Below are 24,097 nucleotides of genomic sequence, written 5' to 3' on the forward strand. Positions count from 1 at the left end.
GCACCTAAGGTAAGGTACAGTTCCATCCTTAGTTTTTTATAGAGGGTGTCGCTAGAACCTCTCCTGCATAAAGCAGATTTTATTTAATTAACTTTCATAATCTTAACACGAGGACAAACCATAAGGGAACCCTGAATATCTCTTATTTTTATTTTGTGAAATGATTCACAAAAAGTACACCATTTTATGCCATTTATCTAGGTATAATAGAAGTATAAGAGGGGGGGAGGAGTCATGGGTTTTTTTGAAGCAATTACGGCATTAATGCCTGTCATAGCTGTTTTTATTCTATTGGTTCTCTTTCGTTTACCAGCCATAAAGGCTATGCCTGTAAGTCTGGGAATTGTCGCTGCACTTTCCATCTCTGTATGGAAGATACATCCTATTAGGGTAGTAGCAGCTTCTTTGGAAGGAAGTATCATAGCCGTTTCTATTCTCTGGATTGTGTTCGGTGCTATCCTGCTTTTAAATACGTTAAGGAATAGTGGGGCAATGGAAACGATTAGGTACGGTTTTTCTGGAATTACATCTGATCGAAGGGTACAGGTTATCATCATTGCCTGGCTGTTTGGTTCATTTATTGAAGGAGCAGCTGGTTTTGGAACGCCTGCTGCTATTGCTGCTCCCCTTCTATTAACCCTGGGGTTCCCGCCTCTTGCTGCTGTTTCTTTAGCTTTAATAGCAGATAGCAGTGCTGTCTCATTTGGTGCTGTTGGAACTCCTTTGATAGTTGGTGTGGACCAGGGATTAAAGCAAGGAGATAACGTGGCAGATCAAGTGCAGCAAGTGCTTGGGTCTCAATCGATAGGTGAATTTATTCACGGAGTGGCTCAATACGCTGTTCTGATGGACATATTTATCGGAAGCCTCATCCCACTAATTTTAGTAGTCATGCTTACGAGATTATTTGGAGAGAACCGCTCATTTAAAGAAGGGTTCGACATATGGCCGTTCGCCCTGTTTGCTGGTGTCAGCTTTACAATTCCCGCCTTTGTAGTAGCTGCATTTCTTGGTCCTGAGTTTCCATCCATCATTGGAGGGCTTGTCGGTTTATGTATTGTAATTCCTGCAGCTATGAAAGGGTTTCTTCTTCCTGAGGAACCCTGGGACTTTGGTAAAGAGGATAGACAGGAGGCATCCGATGAAGCAAGTGCTGCTGTTAAGCGCATGCCTTTATATAAAGCCTGGCTGCCCTATGTTATTGTAGCTGTGCTCCTTGTTTTAACACGGATCAATGCTCTACCGTTTAAAACCTTGTTATCCTCTGTCAAAGTCAGATGGGAAGACATTTTAGGAACCGGCATTTCCACGGAATTTGCACCTTTTTACTTACCAGGCACTATATTTGTGGCTGCTGTTATTATTACAATCATTTATCACCGGATGAATAGAGAAGAGGTCATTCGTACGGTGGGAACTTCTGTGAATTCTATGACCGGGAGCTTAATTGCTCTTGGAACAGCTGTTCCAATGGTACGAATTTTCATCAATTCTGGTATAAACGAAGCAGACCTTATGAGTATGCCGATGGAATTAGCTGTCTGGGTATCTGAAGCAGTTGGAGGATCCTGGCCGTTCGTTGCTCCGGTTATTGGTGCTCTTGGTTCCTTCATATCCGGGAGTGCAACTTTCAGCAACATGATGTTTTCATTGTTTCAATTTAGTGTAGCGGATCAAATAGGTATACAGGGACAGCAGGTGGTGGCCCTGCAGGTACTTGGATCCAACGCAGGGAACATGATCTGTATTTTGAACGTAGTGGCAGCAGCTTCTGTAGTCAATATGGTTGGTGAAGAGGGGACAATTATACGTATAACCCTAGTGCCTATGTTGTTTTACGTTGGGCTGGCAGGGGTCTTCGGGTCTGTTATGATCTACCTTTTATAAAAGCGGTAGAAATTATTGGTGGATACTCATTTTAAACGTTGATATGGCAGCATCACAAAATCCATTCATTCAGATAAGAGGACTTTTATGTAATCACTATAGGCGCTTCGCGGAGATTTTTTGTTAAAGAATGACACATGGTCCATGCATGCTTAATATAAATAAATTACAAGATTTCCAGATTTATAGGTTGACTTCCATTGTATGTTTTGTATAATTATAAACAATATATAATAAAAATACATTCAAAGACGAAGAAAGTACGTATGAACTTAGATCTCACAGCGAATCAGGGGTGGTGGAAGCCTGATAGTCATTCATACAGAAAACGCACTTCTGAGAAGTTTGGTGAATGCTAGTAGCCAGAACCGGGAACACCCGTTATCAGTTTCGAGTTGGTCTAATTATGTAGACAATGAGAGTGGCACCGCGGGTAATAACTGTAGAACCCGTCTCTTACTGAGGTAAGAGACGGGTTTTTTTATGGACAAAATTTTAGGAGGTATCATGTTATGACAAAACCAAAAGTAGTATTAGCTTATTCAGGCGGTTTAGATACATCTATTTCAATAAAGTGGATTCAAGAGAAGTATGATTATGATGTCATAGCCCTTGGCATTGATGTAGGAGAAGGGAAGGACTTGGAAACGATCCGCCAGAAAGCTCTTGATGTTGGAGCAGTTAAAGCCATTATGATTAATGGAAAAGAACTTTTGGCTGAGGAATACCTTATGCCTGCTTTAAAAGGGAATGCATTATATGAAGGAAAGTATCCTTTATCTTCCGCATTGTCCCGGCCTCTAATTTCAAAGCTTCTCGTTGAGGTTGCAGAGAAGGAGGGAGCGGTTGCTGTAGCGCATGGATGTACTGGGAAAGGAAACGATCAAGTGCGGTTTGAAGTGTCGATCCAGGCATTGAACCCGGATCTAGAAGTCATCGCACCCGTTCGTGAATGGGGAATGACGAGAGATGAACAAATTGCTTATGCAGAAGAAAATGGCATTCCGGTCCCTGTGAATCTGGAAAATCCATTCTCTATAGATGCAAATATTTGGGGGCGTGCCTGTGAGGCAGGGGTTCTCGAAGATCCTTGGAAGGAAGCTCCTGAAGCTGCCTATGCCTGGACAAATCCTATAGAAAAGACACCGGATGAACCTGAAGTAATCGATATTGACTTTATGGAAGGAAAGCCTGTAGCAATTAACGGTGTTTCCATGGAACTCGTCCCATTAATTGAAAAGTTAAATGAGCTTGGAGGTCTGCACGGTGTCGGTCGTATTGACCATACAGAAAACCGTTTGGTCGGAATTAAATCCAGAGAGGTTTATGAAAATCCTGCAGCGATGATTTTAATCAACGCTCATAAAGAATTAGAGTTCCTCACACTTACCCGTGAAGTATCCCAATATAAGGTGAATGTTGACCAGCAGCTTTCTAAAATTATCTATGATGGCCTCTGGTATTCGCCGCTGCAGCCAGCATTATCAGCTTTCATAGATACGACACAACAAGTGGTCACAGGTACTGTGAAAGTGAAGTTATTTAAAGGGCACCACCATGTCATTGCTAAGAAGTCTCCAGTGAGTCTTTACAATGAAGAGCTTTCTACTTATTCCAAAGAGGATGCTTTCGATCATAACGCAGCAGTAGGATTTATTAAACTATGGGGGTTACCTACAAAAGTCCATGCGGATGTGCATAAAGAAAATAAGCTTCTAGATAAAGCACCGGTGACTTCTCATGAGTAAATTATGGGGGGGACGATTCACTAAGCCAACCAACAAACTGGTCGAAGAATATACTTCTTCGATCAGTTTTGATCAAAAGCTCGCAGTTCAGGATATTAAAGGGAGTCTGGCTCATGTAGAGATGCTCAGTCATTGTGAAATTATATCTAATGAAGAGAAAAACCAAATCATCAGAGGACTCCATACCATTCAGGGTAAGATTGAAAAAGGTGAGGTAGAATACTCCATCGCAGATGAGGATATTCATATGAATATCGAGAAACTATTAATAGAAGAAATAGGGCCCGTAGGGGGGAAACTCCACACGGGAAGAAGCCGGAATGATCAAGTTGCAACTGATATGCATTTATATTTACGAGAGAAGACAGAAGAAATAATTACATTGGTAGAGGCCGTCCAAGATGCGTTGTTGTCCCAGGCGGAGTCGAATGTTGAAACCATTTTACCGGGGTATACACATCTTCAACGGGCACAGCCCGTTTCTTTTGGTCACCATCTGCTTGCTTATTTCTGGATGTTTGAACGGGATAAGGAACGGCTGCAAGACAGCCTTAAGCGTATCAATTGGTCACCACTGGGGGCAGCTGCTTTGGCAGGAACCCCCTATGAGATCGATCGTCAAATGACAGCAGATATACTAGGCTTTGAAAAAGTATATCCAAATTCGCTGGATGCTGTCAGTGATCGTGATTTCATTCTTGAATTCTTGTCTATTTCTTCTATACTAATCACCCATATATCAAGAATTTCTGAAGAGTTAATTTTGTGGAGCAGCCAGGAATTTAATTTTATTGAGCTGGACGATGAATTTTGTACAGGATCAAGTATTATGCCACAGAAAAAAAATCCTGATGTACCTGAACTACTGCGTGGAAAGACAGGACGTATTTATGGGAATTTGATGGGTATGCTGACATTGCTGAAAGGTTTACCGCTGGCTTACAACAAAGATATGCAGGAAGATAAGGTAGGAATGTTTGATACAGCGGATACACTTGAAGGAGCGCTTTCCCTTCTGGCACCAATGCTTGCATCTATGGATGTGAAGGTAGGAGAAATGAAGAAAGCGGTGAAAGAAGACTATTCGAACGCTACGGATATTGCAGACTATCTTGCGGTAAAAGGTTTACCTTTCAGAGAGGCTCATGAAGTAATAGGGAAAATCGTCCTTTACGCAATCGGACAAGAAAAGTACCTGCTTGACTTATCGCTGAATGAGTACCGGAAGTTTTCCGATCAGTTTGAAGAAGATATTTATGAAAAATTAGATCCAGAGCAAGTGGTGGCTGCAAGGAATAGTGAAGGCGGCACAGGATTTGCTCAAGTATATAACCAGATACAATCAGCAAAAAACCACCTCTATTAATAGAGGTGGTTTTTACAGGTTCCTTATATTGTCTGCCTGAAGCTCCCTTATATGGAAGACATAAATTTGAGAGGCTTTGCAATATGGAAAAGTCAAAGGGTTTGAAAGATCGAAAGCAAGGATAATATAACCATACAACTATAATTTCAGAGAGGGATGAGAAAAAATGTCCAAAGCGATTCAAGCTTATTTTCAAACTGAAAATGACGCAGAAAGTGCAAAAGTAGATTTGCAATCCTTGTCTGTCCAGCAAGAAACAGTTGAGGCTATTCCTGAAGATGCAGACTTGACCCCTGTGGTGCCTGTTGCAGGATCTGCAAATACGGGTGGAGGAACCTTTAGTTTTACGGATGTGGTATCACCTAAAAAAGATCAACATGGACCACTTTCCGATCAGAGGCATTTAACACATGTTCTTCATTTTACAATTAAGGAAGAGGAGTATGACCGGGCACTATCAATCATAAAAAATCATGATGGTCATATGAACAAATCAGATTTTAATTAAACGAAAACCCTGGGATATCCAGGGTTTTTACTTTACCCGCCTATTCATTAAATATGCTGACCGACCTCCCCATAATCATTAACTTAGTGAGGAGATTTTCATATCTTTTCGCTTCTTCACACGTAGAAATCAAAACAGAGAATATCTACTATATTCTACATGTAAAGACTGGCTAAGAAGATTCCGATGGTCTCCTGGTAGATTTCATCAAATTGTTCGAGGGGCAGGGGGTTGGTTCCTTCTCCTAACTCTACGGTGAATCCTGGTTGTCTGAATTCCTGGATAAACCAGTCCTTATAACCTGAGAAGCTATCCACGAAACGAATAGGTTCATAGCCGCTGACTCTGCTGAATTCGTTCACGATGGTCATGGAACGGGAAGGTTCAAGTCCTTCATAGCCCCAGTATATTACTTCTCCCTGAGTGTGAAAGGCGAGCATTTTTTCAAAGTTTCGAGCACCTGCGAGTTCGGCCATAGCTATAGTTTCCGGTTCTGTTAAAGGTTCATAGCCAGGGAAATCCCGGGGAGATGGTTCTGTTGGTTTACGAGCGGCATCGACTTCCCATTTTGCCGGAAATTGATTATTTAAGTCTACACCACGGATGTTGGCTTTCCAATTAGAAAAATCCGTCTGTCCATCATTGATTTTCAACGCTAGATCTCCAAATTCACCCTCAGGTGGACCATTTAGAACAAGGTCGACGCCATCAGGGTCGACCATTGGAACGATAGATAAAGTCACCTGGTCATAAAACGAAGAAGTTTCCACTCCGCGTATCGTTTCCTTATTGGTTAAGGACAGAAGATAATCATTTAAGAACTGCATAATGACAGCCGTGGTAATCCACTCATTTGCATGAAATGACCCATTCCAATGGACGACTTTAGCGCCACGACCGATTTGGAGTTCCTCGAGGTCTTTCCCCATCACGCTTTGTCCAATGACCTGCTTCCGGAGAAATGGATAAATCGTATAAAGTGTGCTCACGTCCTGTGTGAGGACATCAAAGTCATAAGGTCTATTCCCGTCTACAACACGGTAGGTAACTTTAACCGGAATGGATATACGTTGACCAATTTGTAATTGTTTCGGATTCACTTGAGGGTTTAAGAGAGCCAGAGAATCAATAGACAGACGTTTCTCACTGGCTAGCTTCCAAAAGGTGTCCCCTTGTTGAATCGTATGGGTGACTGTTTGATAGCCGGGAATTTGAATTGTTTCACCAATGGTTAGAGAAGAAGGATTCACTTGAGGGTTGGAATCAATGATTAACTTCATTGGTATATTAAAGAGTTTGGCGTAGTACCAGAATGTATCTCCTTTTCTTACCTTTACATTCACTAAAAACCCTCCTTTACTGTATGTTCCTTCTAATATTTATATGGAACAGTAGATAAGGAAATGAAGTGAATTATGAAAAATGTTCCATGGTCATGACTTTTGATTCATTCTTCTTTTTAATAGGATTTAATTTCATTCTCCAGTGGTACTTGTTTATATATATGTAATTAATTTCCATGAAGGAGGATGAAAAATGGGACAAGCTGAAACAGAAGGCAGGACAGTAATGATGCCGAGGATAGGGGACGATGCCCCTTCATTTGAAGCAGCAACAAGTCAAGGGAACATCGACTTAAAAGATTATTCAGGGAAATGGTTGGTTCTGTTTTCCCACCCTTCTGACTTTACCCCTGTATGTACGACAGAATTTGTAGAATTTCAAAAAATTTACCCTGAATTAAAGCAGATGAATACAGAGCTGATCGGGCTGAGTGTCGATTCCGTACCCTCTCATATTGCATGGATACGAAGTATTGAGGAGAATTTTAATACAACGATAGGTTTTCCTGTTATTGCCGACTTAGATAAGGAAGTGTCCATGAAATATGGAATGATTATGCCGGGAGAGAGTCAGGTTGAAACAAGTCGGGCGGTATTCATTATCGATCCTGATCAAAAAATCCGCTCCATTATTTACTATCCACTTACAACAGGCAGAAATATGCAGGAAATTCTACGTCTTGTGAAAGCTTTGCAAACCACAGACGAACACGGGGTTTCGACGCCTGCAAACTGGCAGGAAGGGGACAAAGGTGTTGTATCTCCTCCGAAATCACAGGAGGAAGCAGCTGAAAGATCACAAGAGGACGGCATTGAGTATATCGACTGGTATATTTCAAAAAAAGACATATAAGTTAGAAAGGCTGCTCGCTTATCGGGCAGTTTTTTTTGTGGGCGGGCATAAATACCTTTTTTCAGGTACAATAAGGGGTAATGATTTTAATTAGGCAGGCCATGTTGAATTTTATGGCATAGCAAAGCAGCTAATATGCAATTACAGTCTCCATGGACTGATGGTTCTACGGATTTGTATCACGCCTTTGTTATTCACACGATCTGTTTCCAATATTATGGGTAAGGATGCGCCTTGATGGATTACGATCCGCTCCCCTTATAAGTCATTTACACGAAGGATGATTAGAAGACAAACCGGTTCTGGTGAATTCTTCTACTTTCTTTGTTTTCAGCAATAAAAACAACACAGCGTTTAACTTAGTCAATAAGAAAGAAGTGAAGTAGTATGCAGCAATTTGAACAATTAGGTGTACCAACAGAATTATCCAGGAAATTAAAGCATCAGGGAATACTTACTCCAACACCTATCCAGAAAGAGGCCATACCAGCATTAATGGACGGTCAAGATGTGATTGCTCAAGCCCAGACTGGGACAGGGAAAACATTTGCTTTTTTACTTCCCATTTTAAAAAATGTTGATCCTGCCTCAGCATATGTGCAGGCAGTCATTATTACACCAACGAGAGAATTAGCTCTCCAGATTACGCAGGAAGTTCAAAAACTAAAACCCGAGGACGTTCATGTATTAGCGGTATATGGAGGTCAGGATGTAGTTAAGCAGGCGAATAAGCTGGATGGCAGAGCTCACATTGTTGTGGCGACACCAGGCCGCTTATTGGATCATTTAAGACGTGAAAATGTCCACCTCAATGAGGTTGACTATTTAGTTGTCGATGAGGCTGATCAGATGTTAGAAGCAGGGTTTCTCCCTGATGTTCAGGATATTTTATCTCAGACCTCTGCAGATCGTCAGACAATGCTGTTTTCTGCAACGATTACTTCTAAGGTTCAAGCCTTAGGGAAAAAGATTCTAAACAAACCCAAAAAGATTGTCGTTAAAGAGGAAACTGTAACTGTCGAAAACATCAAACAGCTTCTATATGAAACAACGGACCGGGCAAAACAAGACACCCTTTTACAAATTATGAGTGAACACCGCCCATTCCTGGCTGTGATTTTCTGTCGCACAAAACGACGGGCGAAGAAGCTTAATGATGCTTTAATTGCAAAAGGATATGAATCTGATGAACTTCATGGAGATTTATCTCAAGCAAAACGGGAGAAAGTTATGCAGCGCTTCCGTAACGCAAAAATACAGTATTTAATTGCTACGGATGTTGCGGCAAGAGGCTTAGACGTTGAAGGGATTACACATGTCTTTAATTATGATATCCCTCAAGACCCGGAAAGTTATATACACCGAATAGGTAGAACAGGGAGAGCCGGTGGAAAAGGTTTAGCGATCACTTTTGCTGCTCCAAAAGATAAGCAGGCCCTTCAAGCCATTGAGAAGCATATCCATCAAAGGTTAGAAAGAAGATCCATTCAATCGCTCTCTCCTGGAAAGAGAGGCGGAGAGGAAAAGGTTGAAAAGAAACTGAACAAGCGAAAACGAAGATAGGAAAGAGCCCCGGAGCTGCAATAACTCTGGGGCTTTATTTATGAAATGGCTCTGTTAAGGTTTCGAGTTGTTCTTTTATATATTAGGTTTGTACAAGAAAAGAACAGTGCAAGAGGAGGTCTAAGAAAATTGGGCTTCACATCAGTATGAGAGAGCCATAGAATACTTTAATAGGTAAAAAAAGGTACTTTGCCTATAACATTGAGTCTTACAAAGAAATATGATACATTAATAATGCAATTCCGAGTTAACTGATTGGAATTGTTAACTTTAGGGAGAGATGAGAGATGGGTATGGAATTCGTCGACCTATTTAACCAATGGGCGAGTTCATATGATGATACAGTTTCTGGAAAAGATCCAGAGTATCAAGAAGTTTTTGAAAGATACGATGAGATGTTGACACGATTAGCGTCTCTTTCTAAATCTCCTGTGATGGAATTTGGAGTAGGTACAGGTAATCTGACCAGAAAAATGGTTGATCAGGAAAAAGTTGTTCTTGGTATAGAGCCTTCTTCTGAAATGCGTCGCATTGCTAAAGTTAAATGTCCTGAGGCCGCATTATATGATGGGAACTTTTTGGATTTTCCGTCGCTTATCACACCAATCCGCTCCATTGTCAGTTCTTTTGCTTTTCATCATCTGACAGCTTCTGAAAAGGTCGAAGCGATTGGAAAGTTTTATCATCGCTTAGTAAATGATGGTCAGGTAATCTTTATTGATACGATATTTAAAGATGAAACACATAAAAAAGAGTTGATAGATGATGCGGAAAAGTCAGGTTTTTCAAATTTAGCTAAAGATTTGCAGGAAGAATACTATCCTTATCTAGAAGATTTAAGAGAGATGTTTGTCAAAGGAGGCTTTAAGGTCTCTTTTGAACAGCTCAATAAATACGCCTGGTTGATTCAGGCTGACAAGGGAGAATAATGATATGCCAAAAATGAATGTTGAAAGTTTCAGCCTTGATCACACAAAAGTAAAAGCACCATATGTACGTCTTGTTGGGGTAACAGAAGGTGAAAACGGTGATAAGATTTACAAATATGACCTTCGTATTAAACAGCCAAATCAAGAACATATGGAAATGCCGGCTTTGCATTCTCTAGAGCACTTAATGGCAGAAAACAGCCGTAACCATCATGATCGTATTGTTGATGTTGGTCCTATGGGCTGCCAGACAGGTTTTTACATCACTGTATTGAATGATGACAGCTATGAAAATGTCCTGAATGTGATTGAAAATACTTTAAAGGATGTATTGGACGCAGACGAAGTTCCAGCATGCAATGAACTACAGTGTGGATTTGCTGCCAGTCACAGCCTTGAAGGGGCAAAGGAGCTTGCTAGAGAATTATTAGATAAACGTAATGAATGGACTGAAGTTTTTTAATAAGCGGGAGATGAGAATGGAATGGGTTACGTGAAGAATATTCAATCATTGATAGGTCAGACACCGATGATCGAACTCACTCACTCAGATATCCCGAATCAAGTGAGGATTTTTGCCAAGCTTGAATTCATGAACCCAGGCGGCAGCGTAAAAGACCGCCTGGGTTTAAAACTGATTGAGGATGCCATAGCAAAGAGGCTCTTAAAGCCTGGAGGTACCATTGTTGAACCAACAGCCGGCAATACGGGGATAGGAATAGCGCTTGCTGCCATTGGAAGAGGGTTTCGGGTGGTCTTTGTTACACCTGAAAAGTTCAGCCGGGAGAAGCAGGTATTGATGAAGGCTCTTGGAGCTGAGGTAATTAATACGCCGACAGAAAAAGGAATGAAAGGGGCCATTGAAAGGGCTGAGGAGCTTTGCCGCGAAATTCCTGATTCTTTCAGCCCCCAGCAATTTAATAATCAGGCAAATCCAGATGCTTATTATGAAACGCTGGGACCTGAAATTTACCGGGACCTTAATGGAGAAATGGATATCTTTATTGCCGGCGCTGGAACAGGCGGGACTTTTATGGGAACAGCTCGTTACTTAAAAGAACAGAATCAGAATATAAAGACGGTCATCGTTGAACCTGAAGGATCTATATTAAATGGTGGAGAGCCCGGGCCTCACCGTACGGAAGGCATTGGGATGGAATTTTTGCCTTTTTATATGGACCCATCTTACTTTGATGCTATTCATACTGTCACTGATGAGCGTGCTTTTCATCGTGTGAAAGAGTTAGCCCTGCAGGAAGGCCTGCTCGTTGCGAGTTCCTCAGGTGCAGTCTTTGAGGCGGCATTAAAAGAAGCATCCAAAGCCAAACCTGGTTCAAAAATTGTTACGATTTTTCCTGATAGCAGTGAACGTTATTTAAGCCAAGGAATATATGAGGAGTGAAAAGATGAGGAAAAAAACGCAGTTGATTCATGGAGGAATTACAGGAGATGAAAAGACCGGTGCTGTTAGTGTGCCTATTTACCAAGTGAGTACGTATGCTCAGGATGGCGTTGGTCAGCACCGCGGGTATGAATATTCCAGAACGGGTAATCCTACACGTTTTGCATTAGAAGAACTGATTAAGGATTTAGAAGGTGGCCATCGGGGGTTTGCCTTTGGCTCCGGTATGGCAGCCATTACAGCTGTACTGATGACGTTTAATCATGGCGATCACGTCATTTTCACAGATGATGTTTACGGAGGGACATACCGGCTTGTATCTAAAGTAATCAACCGTTTTGGTTTAAAAGCAGATTTTGTGGATACGAGTGATGTGAAGAACATTGAGGCTGCTATTACAGACCAGACGAAAGCCATTTATGTCGAAACACCAACCAATCCACTATTGAAAATTACAGATTTAGAAAAGGTATCAGAGCTTGCTCGAGACTATAATTTAACTTTTATTGTTGATAATACTTTCAGTACACCTTATTGGCAGAATCCAATAGAACTCGGTGCTGATATTGTTCTTCATAGTGCAACTAAATACCTGGGAGGACATAGTGACGTTGTAGCGGGGCTTGTTGTAGTAAACTCTGAACAATTAGCTGAAGATGTCCATTTTGTTTTAAACTCTTCCGGAGGGATTTTAGGGCCTCAAGATTCATGGCTGCTGATGAGAGGAATTAAAACATTAGGGATTCGAATGGAAGAAATCGAGGAAAATACACGTTTGTTTGTAGAATTTCTTCAAAGCTTACCAGAGGTGACAACGATTTATTATCCAGGTCTGAACTCACATCAAGGGAAGGACGTGCATAAGAACCAGGCGCGTGGCAATGGAGGAATGATCAGCTTTGACGTCGGTAGTGGGGAAAAGGCGGATCAGGTTCTTAGGAATGTCCGTTACTTTACATTAGCTGAAAGCCTGGGCGCGGTTGAGAGCTTAATTTCTGTACCTGCGATGATGACACATGCCTCCATTCCTAAAGAGCGACGAGCCGAACTTGGGATTACCGATGGTCTCGTGCGTGTTTCCATAGGTCTTGAGGATATTGAAGATTTAAAAGAAGATTTCCTTCATGCGTTAAGAAAATAAAAGAAAAAAGGGTCATGAGAAATGGCCTTTTTGTATAGCTCTTATTGGTTGAGCCAAACTAAAAGGACTACCGATCAGGAGTGGAGACCAATGGACTATACACATTATAAAAAACAATTAGAAGAGCGAAAACAGGAACTTGAACAACGCATTATAGACAATGATGAATATGGACTTGAACGCGGATTTGCAAGCGATATGGCTTCGGGTGAGCTGTCTCAGTATGATAATCATCCAGCAGATTCAGGTACAGAATTGTATGAAAGAGAAAAAGACATGGCTTTACTGGGCCATGTGAAAGAAGAATTATCGGATATTAACTATTCTCTTGAGCAAATGAAGCAGGGGACCTATGGCATATGTGAAGAGACAGGACAACAAATTCCAGCAGAGCGGCTTGATGCGATTCCGACTGCTCGAACGATCGCATCAGCTTCAACAAACCAGGAAATATCCAGAGATCGTCCTGTGGAAGAAGAGGTTCTTACCAACCTTGAGAATAGCTATGGACGCGACACTGATGACCCTGAATACAATGAACAGAATGCTTATGAGCAGGTAGCATCATTCAATCAAAGCAGTATGACTTACGAAGGTTCTTCTCTGATGGATAATGATGATGGAGTGGGTTATGTAGAAGAGTTTGAGCCATTTGTTTCTACTGACATGAATGGCTATACAGGTCCTGATGGTGTAACTTTTCAAAGGAATGAACACTATGACAAATATATGGACCGGGCGGACGAATCAGAGGATCAGTATTAGTCGCCTATAATAAATAAAACAAGCTGGAAAGCCTGGAGATGTCTCCAGGCTTTCCAGCTTGTTATCGTATAATGGGTTGTGATTAATACCCTACTTCTACCGCAGCATTAACGATATACATCAAGTCGTTTTTATCATCCTTGTCCTCTAATAAAATTCCGCTGCTTGTCAGCATGCCGCCTTCCATAACCTCAATACTCACTTCACCATAAGGAATCGCTTTTTTTATTTCATTGTGATCTAATTGATCGAAGTCGCAGGGCAGAGCCAGTTTAACCTTAATTTTCATTTGATCCAGTGATTGGTTTGGAAGAACAGAACGGATCCCCGGCATAGAGTTGGTATGAATGGCATTTTTAATCGCCCTTACTGCAGCTTTTGTAATGTTCTGGCCATGGACGTCTGTTCCCATGCCTGTTTGTATAAACATTAGTTGGTCCATTAAAATCCCGCCTTTCTTTGTTTATCGTACCACATACGATGGAGTAAATTGAAAGGATTCGAAACAAACCATTGACACACAATTCTGAACATCTGTATAATCTAATAACATAATCATAAAACATACTAATTCTATAGGGATTATTGTGATAAGGGTGTGGGATGTTATGTTTCTAGCTGTAGACAATCTCGGGAAAAGTTTTTCTGATCAAGATGATGAAAGCTTTGAAGTCTTTTCTGAGATCGATTTAAACATTGAGGAAAACCAGTTTGTTTCCCTTCTAGGACCCTCGGGATGTGGGAAATCGACGCTTCTATCTATGGTTGCAGGTTTAGAATCCATCAGTAAAGGTTCTATTAAGTTAGAGGGGGAAGAAATAAAAAAAGCGGGACCGGATCGAGGAATGGTCTTTCAATCCCCTTCTTTATTTCCCTGGCTGAATGTGAAAGAAAATGTGCTGTTTCCTTTGAAAGGGCACTGGTCTAAACAAGAAGCGTCTGAAAGAGCGGATCGCTTCCTGAAGATGGTTCATCTTAGTCGATTTAAAAACCACTACACTCATGAATTATCAGGGGGCATGCAGCAGAGGGTGGCCATCGCGCGTGCATTAGCTATGGATCCTAAAGTACTTTTGATGGATGAACCATTTGGCGCTTTGGATGAGCAGACCCGGCACATTCTGCACGAAGAGTTGATGAAAATATGGCAGGAAACACAAAAGACCATTTTATTTGTCACTCATAGTATACAGGAAGCCATTAAGCTGTCTGATCGAGTTGTCGTAATGGGGACACGGCCGGGAAGAATAATCGCAGACTTTACCATTGACCTTCCAAGACCGAGGAAGAGGGAAGACGAAGAAGTCATTGCACTTGAGCGTAAAGTAATGGATCTGCTTGAAGGTGAAATCAATAAAGTGTTGAAGGAAGAACTTAGTCATGAAGTTAGCTATTAAACGGATTGCTTTTTTAGTAGTCGTATTAGGTATTTGGCAGTTAATTTACTCTATTGGAATATTTGAGAATATTGTATTCCCCTCCCCGTCTAAAGTAGCAAATGCCCTGTATACCGGTTTTGCAGATGGTGATTTTGTTAAAGCGTTAGGTGCAAGTTTCCGCCACCTCTTTATGGGACTTTTCCTTGCGATATTATTTGGAACTACAATTGGAGTTCTGCTTGGGAAGTCGCGTCAGGCTGATGAAACGGCGGGAATGTACCTGATTGCTCTTCAAAGCATACCAAGCATCGTCTGGGTCCCCCTAGCCATCATGCTATTTGGTTTTTCAGAGTTTGCGGTTGTATTTGTTGTGGTTTTAGGCGGTACTTTTGTGATGGCGTTGAATGTTCGGATCGCTATCCACAGCGTACCTCCACAATTAATAAGAGCAGCGAGAACCATGGGAACGAATGGGATCCCATTGTTTTTCCGTATCGAAGTGCCTTCAAGTATTCCTTATTTTATGACAGGTATTCGTCTGGCATGGGCTTTTAGCTGGAGAGCTTTAATGGCCGGAGAACTTCTAAGTAATGGACCAGGACTGGGGTATTCCCTTAGATATGCGCAGGATTACGCAAGGATGGATCAGGTCATTGCTATCATCATTATTATTGGAGTCATTGGTGCAGTTGTGGACCAGCTTGTTTTTTCGAAGCTTGAGAAAAACGTTATGAGACGCTGGGGTCTGTTAAAAACATAAGAATGGAGATGAGGAAAGATATGAAAAAGTGGTTGTTTATTTTGTTTGTTGTCAGTCTTAGTGGTCTTCTTGCTGCTTGTGGCAGTGACGCAGGCGCTGATTCAAATAGTAACAGTGAAGATGAAATTACAATTGGGTACTTTCCGAACATTAACCATGTAGCAGGAATGGTAGCTGAAACAAAAGATCTATATTCAGAAACGCTTCCGGATGGAACAGAAGTAAAGTATCAGTACTTTCCCGATGGATCTTCTTTCATGACAGCGATTGAAACAGGTGATATCCAAGGAGGACTGGTCGGACCAGGTCCTGCTATGAACCATTTTACAAGTGGAGCGGAAATTAATGTTGTTGCCGCAGGTTCTACAGGAGGAACAGTTATTATGGCTCGAGAAGGAGCTGATATTGAATCTCCCGAAGATTTAGCCGGCAAAACCTTTATCTCTCCACGTGTTGGATGTACACACGATGTTCAATTTGAAACGATGATGAACGAGGAGTTTGGACTTACCTCCGATCGAATTGGTGGAGAAATGAAACATGTAACAGGAAAGCCAGCCACCTATGCGAGCTTGTTTGAAGCTGGAAACGTCGATGTAGCAACTGTTCCGGAGCCGTGGGCTTCTTCCATTGAAGAGCAGGGGAACGGTGAAGTTCTTGTCGATACACCGAATGTTGCTTTTGGTGAAACGTTACCCGCTGCTGTATTTGTAACATCTCAAAAGTTGGTAGAAGAAAACCCTGAAATGGTCGGCAGCCTGGTAGAAGCGCATAAAAAAGCAACCGATTTTATAAACGAGAACCCTGAGGAAGCGAAGGAAATCGCGATTAATAAAATTAAAGACATTACTGATCAAGAGCTTTCCAAAGAAGTTATTGATCGCGCCTGGGAACGCATTGGTTTCACATATGAAGTAGAGGAGAAACATCTGCAGGCTTTTGCTGATTCTTCTTATGAGCTTGAATTCTTAAAGGAAAAGCCGGATTTGACAGGTCTTGTTGATACAAGTTTTATCGACTAATTAAATGAAAAGATGTCAGGAGTACTCCTGACATCTTTTTTTATGGATTTTTTCTCCGGCCCCTTTAGTTTTAGTGTTTTTGGTCAAACTAACATGTAGAGGAGGGATGCGATATGAATCGACTGGCAATCGTTTTAGCAGCCTTTGCTATCAGCTTTTTTTTAAGCCAGGAGGTTAATGCTGCAAGCCAATATAAGATTGTTCATAAAGATCAGGTAGCTGAGGAGTGGGAAGTTCATCTTGACTATCCTTTATTTGAGGAATTAAAGAACAAAGGTTTACAGGAGCGCGTGAATCAGCAAATTGTTCAAAAACTGGAAGATACTTTTCGAAGAGTCAAAAGTGGGGCTGGAGAAACTATGGGTGAGCCCTTTCTTTATTATGAAGAAACATCCGTTTATCAAGAAGGCCAATTTTATTCCGTTGTCATGACTTCACATATTACAAGGGGCAACAGGTACAACTCCACCGTCACCTCCATTAATTTTGAGGATCAAAACGGGGAGTCTGTAATGAGCTTGAAGGACTTGGTGCACATCGACCGCCTAAATACAGAGGTGAAAAAGGTAGTAACGTCAGATCCGGATATGTATGTCAAAGAACCTTTCGCCGGTGTACGGGATAATACGGCGTTTTATATAAAGGACGATTGTATTGTTTTGGTCTTTAACAAGTTCGAGATTGCAGCTGGTGTGCATGGGACACCTGAAATCCCCATTGCTTTAGATGGTCTTCTAAAAGAAGAAATCAATCAACCCCACGTACCATTTCCATCCTACACTAAAAGTAGTCTGCAGAGGGGAGGATCAAACCTTAGTTAGATAGTGCGGTTATCCACACTATCAACAAGGATCCTGTAGTTATTTATCAACAGGTGGTGAAGTCATTGCTGCTTATGCGGTGGTGTTTATAGATACTTATTAACACTGTGCACAACCCTGTGGATAATGTTGATAACAAAAGAGAAGCATAAGCAGAGACTTATGCTTCCAACATTTCTTCATTAATCTGCTCTCCATAGTAATGGAAGAGATACTGTTCCTTCGTAATTACATATAGGTCATAAACGTCTTCTTTATGATTCACTTGAGTTAATATTTCCGGATAAGTCTCATTTGCTTTAGATACATAAGGAATTTTTAAGGCAGCTTTTAGAGACCTGATGTTTGAACGCCGAATTTTCATAAAAACGGCCTGAATATCAAGTTGAAAAAACAACTCTTCAAAGAATGCCTCTTTCGCCATTTGGTTGTATCCTTTGCCAAAATACGGTTTTCCAATCCACGTAGCCAGGAACCCTTTACTATCCTGTACATCAAACAAGTTAATGGTGCCAATCGGCTGCGCCCACTCATCAAGGATCGTACGTGAAATCAATTCACCCCGATCCTCTGCTTCTATGGTTTGTTTAGTTAAAAAGTAGAACTCGTCGCTTGATGAAGCTTTGTGGCGGACGTATGGAAATACTTCAGGGTGACTCATTAACTCAAATAAAACCGGGGCGTCATGTAAATCACGCTTTTTCAACACAAAAAATCCCTCCTTGAATGAGGAGGGTGGTCCAAACGCATAGGAAAGAAGCGTCTACTGGTCGATTCGGACCACCCTCGAATTTTTATCAATTGCTCACAAAAATCCGGGGTGGGAATCGAACCCACTAGAACCAGTGATATCACTGGTGGCGCACCATTTGCCTTCCCTACACCAAAAACTTATAAAGTATCATCTAAGCTTATAATAATCCATTCTTGAGAAAAAGTGAATGAATTTTTTGTAAAGATTGACTACTTTTTTTGTCATTCTTTCAGCTTTCCTGAGGCACATCTAATACTGTGTAAACAGCCAGTCTTTCCGAATAGGTAGAGGCTTCATCGTCATAAGGCCCTGTACATGTAATCAAGTTAAGACCTTGATGATTAGCAGGACCGAAAATTTCACGCAGTGGTGCATTTTCGAACGGATAGGCCTCTAATCTTTGTACAATAAACGTTCGTTTTGTACCATCTTTATTATAGAGATGGATTTGGTCGCCTGGTATCAGCTTTTTCAGATCAAAAAAGACTGCTGGCCCGCTTCTGCCATCCACATGACCGGCAAGAACAGCGTTTCCTTGGCTGCCAGGTTTAGTACCCGGTTCGAACCAACCTACATCTGTTAAATTATTTGGTACAGCCATTCCACCTTTGTCTGTGTATCCCAGCGCTTGAACGGGAGCATTGACATCAATAGCGGGTATTTCAATTCTCTCTGGCGTGATGCCCATGTTGTTATTAGCAGGCACGGTTACAGCAGGTTCATAGCTTTTCTTTACTGGTCCTGCTTCGTTAGAATTGTTTTTCACTGAATCTGTACGTTCTACATTTTGGGCGCTGTTTGTATCTAATGTAGAAAGAACCCTGGCTTCCTCTTCGGGTTCTTCATTCAGTAATGTATAACTGAGGAAGAAGACGAGGGAGCCCAGGGTTATAGATAGCAGTATTCTTTTCATTAATTACGCTTCAGAACGCTTGCGAGTAAAGATTAGACCAGCACCCAATGCCAGTGCACCAAGAACACCCGCATACAACAAAGCGTTAGAAGATTCTGTAGTACCACCAAAACCTGTTTGAGGCATTTCTGATGGCATTGCGGCCGAGTCCTGCAGAAGAAGAACTTCTGGGTTATCGGCTGTTCCTACAGCGAAAGCACTGTAAACATTACCAGCTTCCAGTGTTGTTCCGGAAAGGTCAATCAGCTGTGTTCCATCTGTTGTGCGGACTTCAAGATCATAAGTTCCCGGCTCTAATTCTTTATAATCGGTAACCATCGGGAATTCGGCTCCAGAGAATAAAGCATCTCCATCAATCGGGCCGACATCTACAGCAGGAGCACCAGGAATCAAGTGACCCACACGTACTTTTGCCATCCCTTCGCTTGCTTCCATAGAATCTTGGATTGCCTTCAGCTCAAGGTTCTCTAAGTTATTGATTGCTGCAGCAGTATAAGCCATTCCAGCTTCCACATTCACATTAGTAGAAATAACAGGATCTTGTTCACCTTTTGTACCAGCTGCATAAATTTCTACTTTATGTTCACCTGCAGGCACTTCCAAGTAGTCTGTAGCAGCTTTAAATTCAGCACCTTCTACAACGGCTTCATCATTAAGGTATACATCTACGGCTGGAGCATCAGGAGAAGCATGTAGAACACGCACCATTGCATTATCACCATGGTTGTCTGCAAAGGCCGATGGTGCGAACACCCCAAGAATCAAAACGATAGCTGCTAACGAGGACACTAATTTTTTCATGTTTCCACTCCTTCAATTTTTTTGAATACCTTTCCCATTACCCAAAACGACCGAGTCAAACTGAGCTGCAAAAGATTATACAAAACTTGTACAAGTAGTGTACAACTATCATATAGCCGATCTTGAAGAGTTTCAAACTTTTAATGTGCTCTAAAAAACATAGAAAAAAACCGGAGTTATTCTCCGGTTTTTTTACTGCATCATTCTTGAAAATATACCATTTTCCCGTCAATCATGGTCCAAACTGGTTTAGATAAATATTCGAATGGATGACCGCTCCATAATACCAAATCAGCATCTTTTCCTTTTTCAATAGAGCCTACTCGATGGTCTATTCCAAGATTGATCGCAGGAGTAATCGTAATTCCTCTTAGCGCATCTTCCACTTCCAGGCCTTCTCTGGCAGCTAATGCTGCACAAATGTTCAGGTATTGTATAGGAGTGTAGGGGTGGTCAGTTGTAATAGAGACTCTTATGCCGTGATCGTGAAGGATTTTGTAGGTCTGCCATGTTTTATTTCGAAGTTCTATTTTGGATGCTCGTGTGAAAGTTGGACCTACAGACACTTGTAAATCTTTTCCTGACAACTCATCAGCAATAAGGTGTCCCTCTGTACAATGCTCTATTCTTAAATCGAGATCAAACTCATCTGCAAAACGAACGGCGGTAATGATGTCATCGGCACGATGCGCATGAATACGAACTGGAATTTCTTTGTTCAACGCTTGGATAATCGGTTTCACACGTAAATTGGGTTCAGGATCCTTCATAGCAGCATAAAAGGTCTCTCTCAGAGTACCCATAATGCCAAGGCGTGTAATCGAAGCGTTCTTGGATTGGGAGTGGATGCGCTTAGGGTTTTCTCCTAAGGCAAGTTTTAATCCTGCTGTTTTCCTGAGAATCATGTGGTTGATGGTATGTCCAACCGTTTTAATGACAGAGGTCGTTCCTCCAATAATATTGGCACTTCCCGGCATAATATGAGCTGTCGTAACTCCTGCTTTCCTTGCTGAAAAAAAGGCTGGGTCCAGAGGATGAGCACCATCTATGGCTCTCAGGTGTGGAGTAATGGCTTCAATGGTTTCATTTGCATCGCTGCCAGCCCATCCGGTTCCTTCATCATAAAGACCCAGATGAGAATGGACATCAATGAAACCAGGGTAAAGGTCCAGACCTTTCCCATCAATATATTCCGCTTGTTCAGGCAGCTCAATTTTCTCCCCGTAGTCATGGATTTTTCCATCTAACACGTGGACGTACCCTTTCTTAATGCAAGGTGACGTGATAGGGTGAATCGTTACATTTTCAATAACAGTATTCATAGACATACAGCCTTTCCGTTGTTATACCATTATTATACTTGTTTTTTTAGATTTGGAGCATAAAAAAAGAACAAAGCTTTAACTTTTGCTTTGTTCTTTCTTATGCTTTAATTGGAAAGGATTGATTGAAGAGCAGGTTTTAACTCAGGGAAATTAAATGTGTATCCTTGTGTCAGGGCTTTTTTTGGTATTACAGACTGCCCATCCAGCAACAATGTACTCATATCTCCCAATGCTGCTTTTAATGCAATGGAAGGGACAGGTAACCAGTGGGGGCGATTCATGACGCTGCCGAGGGTTTCGCCAAAATCTTTATTTCGTTTAGGATTTGGTGCTGTCCCATTCAGCGGGCCATTCACTTCATCATTTTTGATGGCAAAATCAATGATACCTACCACGTCTTCAATATGAATCCAGGACATCCACTGTTCTCCAGACCCCAGATTGCCGCCAACCATCATTTTATAAGGGAGGACCATCTTAGGGAGCGCACCCTCTTCACCTAATATAATTCCAAACCGGACATAAACCGTCCGCACCCCGTGTTCAATAGCTTTTGAAGCTCTCTCTTCCCATTCCACAACAACATTTGCAAGAAAATCGTTCCCAGGTCTGCTTGTTTCTTCTGTGAAGGTTTTTGTTTTAGACTGGCCGTAATACCCCACAGCGGAAGCATTCACCAGCACTGCAGGTTTTTGTGGAAGTCTTTCGATAATATCTATGACTCCCTCCGTTGCCTTAATCCGGCTGTTCATAATTGATTGTTTACGCTCTTCTGTCCATCGGCCGCTATTTAAAGACTCGCCGGCTAAGTTAACGATTGCATCAAGAGCAGGAAGCTGTTCTGCAGGATTGTATTCGTCCTTAAGCCAGCCAATATAAGTGACTTGTTCTGTATCTGTATATTGATCTGGACTTCTTGTCAATATGTACAGATCGTGTCCCTCGTCTTTTAAGCGCTTGGTGAGTTGTGTTCCAACGAAACCGGTGCCTCCCGTAATAGCAATTTTCATAGTATCTGCCTCCCATTTAATAAGTTGTAAATATTTTACTCAATCATAACCTTTTTCCGAAGCGTTCATCGGGATTCTCTGCAAAAAAACATGCTAAAATAGAGAGAGAGGTGAAGCGATTGGCTAAACTGACAAAGATTACGACTCAGAAAAAGAATCAAGGCCGCTATAATATTTTCTTAGATAAGGGTAATGGTGAAGAGTATGGATTTAGTGTAGATGAAGATGTCTTAGTTAAATATCGTCTCCAAAAAAATATGGATCTGGATGAATCAACAATTAATGCGCTCATTCAAACGGATACTCTTCATAAATCTTATACCCTTGCCATAAATTATTTAAGCTACCGCATGCGTTCAAAAAAGGAAATTCGTGACTATCTAAAAGATAAGGAAACGGACCCTGAGCACGTGGATGAAATCATCAAACGGTTAGAAAACGAAAAGCTCCTGGATGATCAGGAATTTGCAAATTCCCTGGTTCGAACGAGAATAATGACTTCCAGCAAAGGGCCGCTTCTTGTAAAGAAAGAGTTGATTGAGAAGGGGGTCGGCCCTCACCAGGCAGAAGAAGCCCTGGAATACTATACGTTTGACAAGCAATATGAGAAGGCGTTCAAATTTGCCGAGAAAAAGATGAGGAGCGACGGCCGGAAATCTCATCGGCAGCAAATACAGAGCGTGCAGCAAACCTTGATGCAAAAAGGCTTTCAAGGAGATGTGATTCAGGAGGTTCTGGCTCATCTTCCGGAAGATGAGAACGAAGATGCGGAATGGGAAGCAGTTGTACACCAAGGGGAAAAGCTGGTTAGGAAGTATCATGCCAAAACAGAAGGCTATGAGTTAAAGCAAAAGGTTAAATCTGCTCTCTACAGAAAAGGATTTCCATTCAATCTCATTGATCGTTTTATAGAAGAATATGTGGAGGATTAAGACGAATCCAAAAAGAACAAGCGGGTGACTTAAATGTCAACCGCTTGTTCTTTTTGTGTGAGCAATCCTTTTTTGTCAAGATCCTCAATTGCTTCGTGAACGTGATCTACAATTGTATTCGCTTTTTCTTTCACTTTCGTATGGGCGGTTGACATGACATAGCTGTGAGGGGTCATCTCAAACATACTTGAATCATTGAAAGAATCTCCTACACATGCAATTTCATCAGCTTTGATTCCTAATAGATCAATGAGTTGGCGAAGTCCTGTTTGTTTATTAATTGCTTTAGGCATCATATCTACACATGTTTCATGAGAAATGAAGCTGTCAATTTCCTCCCCAAACATCTGGGCAACTTTCTCTGCAGCAGACATAACGTCTGATTCTTTTCCGTGCAGCGTAATTTTGGAGGGTGTTACTTTTGTTCCAATCTGTTCATTAAGTTCGGGATTTACAATAATGTCATGGAACATCTGCTCAGAAATCATATCGATCCATTTGCTGTGTTCTTTTGTATAAGTTTTATCGGCTGTTGAAACCGTTTTGACCATAGGTTCTTGATCAATTGTCTCAATAATCCGCCTGGCTAAATCGTGGTCAAAGGTTTTTGAATAGACTTCTTGATCTTCAGCATCAAAGACAAAAGCTCCATTCTGACTGACCCGGTGCCCATTGACCCCTACTCTTTTTAATACTTCTATAATTTCATGATCCATGCGACCAGAAGCTACTGCCAGAGGCGTGCCCTGTTCAATCATTTTCTTTAGTGCATCAATGTCTTCATTTTTTATATAATGGTCTTCTCCTAATAGAGTACCATCGAGGTCTGTAACGAAAAGTTTAATCATCAAATACTCCTTCCAGTTTGTCGATAA

At 41.5% G+C, this 24,097-nt stretch carries 24 protein-coding genes and 1 other annotated feature; of the genes, 16 read left to right on the forward strand and 8 right to left on the reverse strand.

Features of this window, described 5'->3' with window-relative positions; all coding sequences use genetic code 11:
* Positions 1-234: 234 nt before the first annotated feature.
* The 4 genes from LC036_RS16150 (at position 235) to LC036_RS16165 (ending at position 5,509) form a co-directional block, all read left to right on the forward strand.
* On the forward strand, positions 235-1,887 hold the full coding sequence (locus LC036_RS16150; RefSeq protein WP_226585072.1) for an L-lactate permease: 1,653 nt from the start codon (positions 235-237) through the stop codon (positions 1,885-1,887).
* Between the two features lie 239 nt (positions 1,888-2,126).
* Positions 2,127-2,347, forward strand: a binding site (T-box leader).
* Between the two features lie 52 nt (positions 2,348-2,399).
* Entirely contained in the window at positions 2,400-3,635 is a 1,236-nt protein-coding gene (locus LC036_RS16155) for an argininosuccinate synthase (RefSeq protein ID WP_226585074.1), read from the forward strand.
* Positions 3,628-5,001: an argininosuccinate lyase gene (gene argH, locus LC036_RS16160; protein ID WP_226585075.1), complete on the forward strand. Its 1,374-nt coding sequence runs from the start codon at positions 3,628-3,630 to the stop codon at positions 4,999-5,001. Before LC036_RS16155 ends, argH begins: the two co-directional genes overlap by 8 nt.
* Before the next feature lie 166 nt (positions 5,002-5,167).
* Positions 5,168-5,509: a hypothetical protein gene (locus tag LC036_RS16165; RefSeq protein ID WP_226585077.1), complete on the forward strand. Its 342-nt coding sequence runs from the start codon at positions 5,168-5,170 to the stop codon at positions 5,507-5,509.
* 155 nt (positions 5,510-5,664) lie between these two features.
* Here LC036_RS16165 and LC036_RS16170 read toward each other — a convergent pair whose 3' ends face one another.
* Entirely contained in the window at positions 5,665-6,852 is a 1,188-nt protein-coding gene (locus LC036_RS16170; RefSeq protein WP_226585079.1) for a M14 family metallopeptidase, read from the reverse strand.
* A 193-nt stretch (positions 6,853-7,045) separates the two neighbouring features.
* Here LC036_RS16170 and LC036_RS16175 point away from each other — a divergent pair, with 193 nt between their 5' ends.
* The 7 genes from LC036_RS16175 to LC036_RS16205 all read left to right on the forward strand — a co-directional run bounded on the left by LC036_RS16175 (position 7,046) and on the right by LC036_RS16205 (position 13,505).
* Entirely contained in the window at positions 7,046-7,705 is a 660-nt protein-coding gene (locus LC036_RS16175; RefSeq protein WP_226585081.1) for a peroxiredoxin, read from the forward strand.
* 387 nt (positions 7,706-8,092) lie between these two features.
* Positions 8,093-9,268 carry a DEAD/DEAH box helicase gene (locus tag LC036_RS16180; RefSeq protein ID WP_226585082.1) on the forward strand — a complete coding sequence of 392 codons (1,176 nt, stop codon included), beginning with the start codon at positions 8,093-8,095 and terminating at the stop codon, positions 9,266-9,268.
* A 287-nt stretch (positions 9,269-9,555) separates the two neighbouring features.
* Positions 9,556-10,197, forward strand: coding sequence for a class I SAM-dependent DNA methyltransferase (locus LC036_RS16185; RefSeq protein WP_226585084.1), 642 nt, complete (start codon positions 9,556-9,558; stop codon positions 10,195-10,197).
* Between the two features lie 4 nt (positions 10,198-10,201).
* Entirely contained in the window at positions 10,202-10,660 is a 459-nt protein-coding gene (locus tag LC036_RS16190; RefSeq protein ID WP_226585086.1) for an S-ribosylhomocysteine lyase, read from the forward strand.
* Positions 10,661-10,681: 21 nt separating this feature from the next.
* On the forward strand, positions 10,682-11,599 hold the full coding sequence (locus tag LC036_RS16195; protein WP_226585088.1) for a PLP-dependent cysteine synthase family protein: 918 nt from the start codon (positions 10,682-10,684) through the stop codon (positions 11,597-11,599).
* 4 nt (positions 11,600-11,603) lie between these two features.
* Entirely contained in the window at positions 11,604-12,740 is a 1,137-nt protein-coding gene (locus tag LC036_RS16200; protein ID WP_226585091.1) for a bifunctional cystathionine gamma-lyase/homocysteine desulfhydrase, read from the forward strand.
* 90 nt (positions 12,741-12,830) lie between these two features.
* The gene (locus LC036_RS16205) at positions 12,831-13,505 is read left to right on the forward strand and encodes a TraR/DksA C4-type zinc finger protein (protein WP_226585093.1); all 675 of its coding nucleotides are present in this window, start codon (positions 12,831-12,833) and stop codon (positions 13,503-13,505) included.
* A gap of 82 nt (positions 13,506-13,587) precedes the next feature.
* On the opposite strand, the gene LC036_RS16210 is transcribed toward LC036_RS16205, so the two are convergent.
* Entirely contained in the window at positions 13,588-13,947 is a 360-nt protein-coding gene (locus LC036_RS16210; RefSeq protein ID WP_226585096.1) for a Lin0512 family protein, read from the reverse strand.
* Between the two features lie 166 nt (positions 13,948-14,113).
* Between LC036_RS16210 and LC036_RS16215 the strand changes: the two genes are divergently transcribed.
* The 4 genes from LC036_RS16215 to LC036_RS16230 all read left to right on the forward strand — a co-directional run bounded on the left by LC036_RS16215 (position 14,114) and on the right by LC036_RS16230 (position 17,487).
* Positions 14,114-14,902 carry an ABC transporter ATP-binding protein gene (locus LC036_RS16215; protein WP_226585098.1) on the forward strand — a complete coding sequence of 263 codons (789 nt, stop codon included), beginning with the start codon at positions 14,114-14,116 and terminating at the stop codon, positions 14,900-14,902.
* A complete protein-coding gene (locus LC036_RS16220; protein ID WP_226585100.1) occupies positions 14,886-15,644 on the forward strand; it encodes an ABC transporter permease in 759 nt (252 codons plus the stop codon). The genes LC036_RS16215 and LC036_RS16220 overlap by 17 nt, the downstream gene beginning before the upstream one ends.
* Positions 15,645-15,664: 20 nt before the next feature.
* Positions 15,665-16,666, forward strand: a complete 1,002-nt coding sequence (locus LC036_RS16225; RefSeq protein WP_226585102.1) for an aliphatic sulfonate ABC transporter substrate-binding protein — start codon at positions 15,665-15,667, stop codon at positions 16,664-16,666.
* Between the two features lie 113 nt (positions 16,667-16,779).
* Complete coding sequence (locus tag LC036_RS16230) at positions 16,780-17,487, forward strand: DUF3298 and DUF4163 domain-containing protein (protein ID WP_226585104.1); 708 nt, start codon at positions 16,780-16,782, stop codon at positions 17,485-17,487.
* A gap of 160 nt (positions 17,488-17,647) precedes the next feature.
* Here LC036_RS16230 and LC036_RS16235 read toward each other — a convergent pair whose 3' ends face one another.
* The 5 genes from LC036_RS16235 to LC036_RS16255 form a co-directional block, all read right to left on the reverse strand.
* Positions 17,648-18,196 carry a GNAT family N-acetyltransferase gene (locus LC036_RS16235; RefSeq protein ID WP_226585106.1) on the reverse strand — a complete coding sequence of 183 codons (549 nt, stop codon included), beginning with the start codon at positions 18,194-18,196 and terminating at the stop codon, positions 17,648-17,650.
* A 274-nt stretch (positions 18,197-18,470) separates the two neighbouring features.
* Positions 18,471-19,154 carry a class F sortase gene (locus tag LC036_RS16240; RefSeq protein WP_226585108.1) on the reverse strand — a complete coding sequence of 228 codons (684 nt, stop codon included), beginning with the start codon at positions 19,152-19,154 and terminating at the stop codon, positions 18,471-18,473.
* A 3-nt stretch (positions 19,155-19,157) separates the two neighbouring features.
* A complete protein-coding gene (locus tag LC036_RS16245) occupies positions 19,158-19,955 on the reverse strand; it encodes a DUF4397 domain-containing protein (RefSeq protein ID WP_226585110.1) in 798 nt (265 codons plus the stop codon).
* 200 nt (positions 19,956-20,155) lie between these two features.
* Positions 20,156-21,277 carry an amidohydrolase gene (locus LC036_RS16250; RefSeq protein ID WP_226585240.1) on the reverse strand — a complete coding sequence of 374 codons (1,122 nt, stop codon included), beginning with the start codon at positions 21,275-21,277 and terminating at the stop codon, positions 20,156-20,158.
* A gap of 107 nt (positions 21,278-21,384) precedes the next feature.
* Positions 21,385-22,290, reverse strand: a complete 906-nt coding sequence (locus LC036_RS16255) for a TIGR01777 family oxidoreductase (RefSeq protein ID WP_226585112.1) — start codon at positions 22,288-22,290, stop codon at positions 21,385-21,387.
* 119 nt (positions 22,291-22,409) lie between these two features.
* On the opposite strand from LC036_RS16255, the gene recX reads away from it, so the two are divergent.
* The gene (gene recX / locus LC036_RS16260; protein WP_226585114.1) at positions 22,410-23,222 is read left to right on the forward strand and encodes a recombination regulator RecX; all 813 of its coding nucleotides are present in this window, start codon (positions 22,410-22,412) and stop codon (positions 23,220-23,222) included.
* Between the two features lie 29 nt (positions 23,223-23,251).
* Here recX and LC036_RS16265 read toward each other — a convergent pair whose 3' ends face one another.
* The gene (locus LC036_RS16265; RefSeq protein ID WP_226585116.1) at positions 23,252-24,070 is read right to left on the reverse strand and encodes an HAD family hydrolase; all 819 of its coding nucleotides are present in this window, start codon (positions 24,068-24,070) and stop codon (positions 23,252-23,254) included.
* Between the last annotated feature and the right edge of the window lie 27 nt (positions 24,071-24,097).

Source organism: Halobacillus litoralis, assembly GCF_020524025.1.
Lineage (GTDB): Bacteria > Bacillota > Bacilli > Bacillales > Halobacillaceae > Halobacillus > Halobacillus litoralis_D.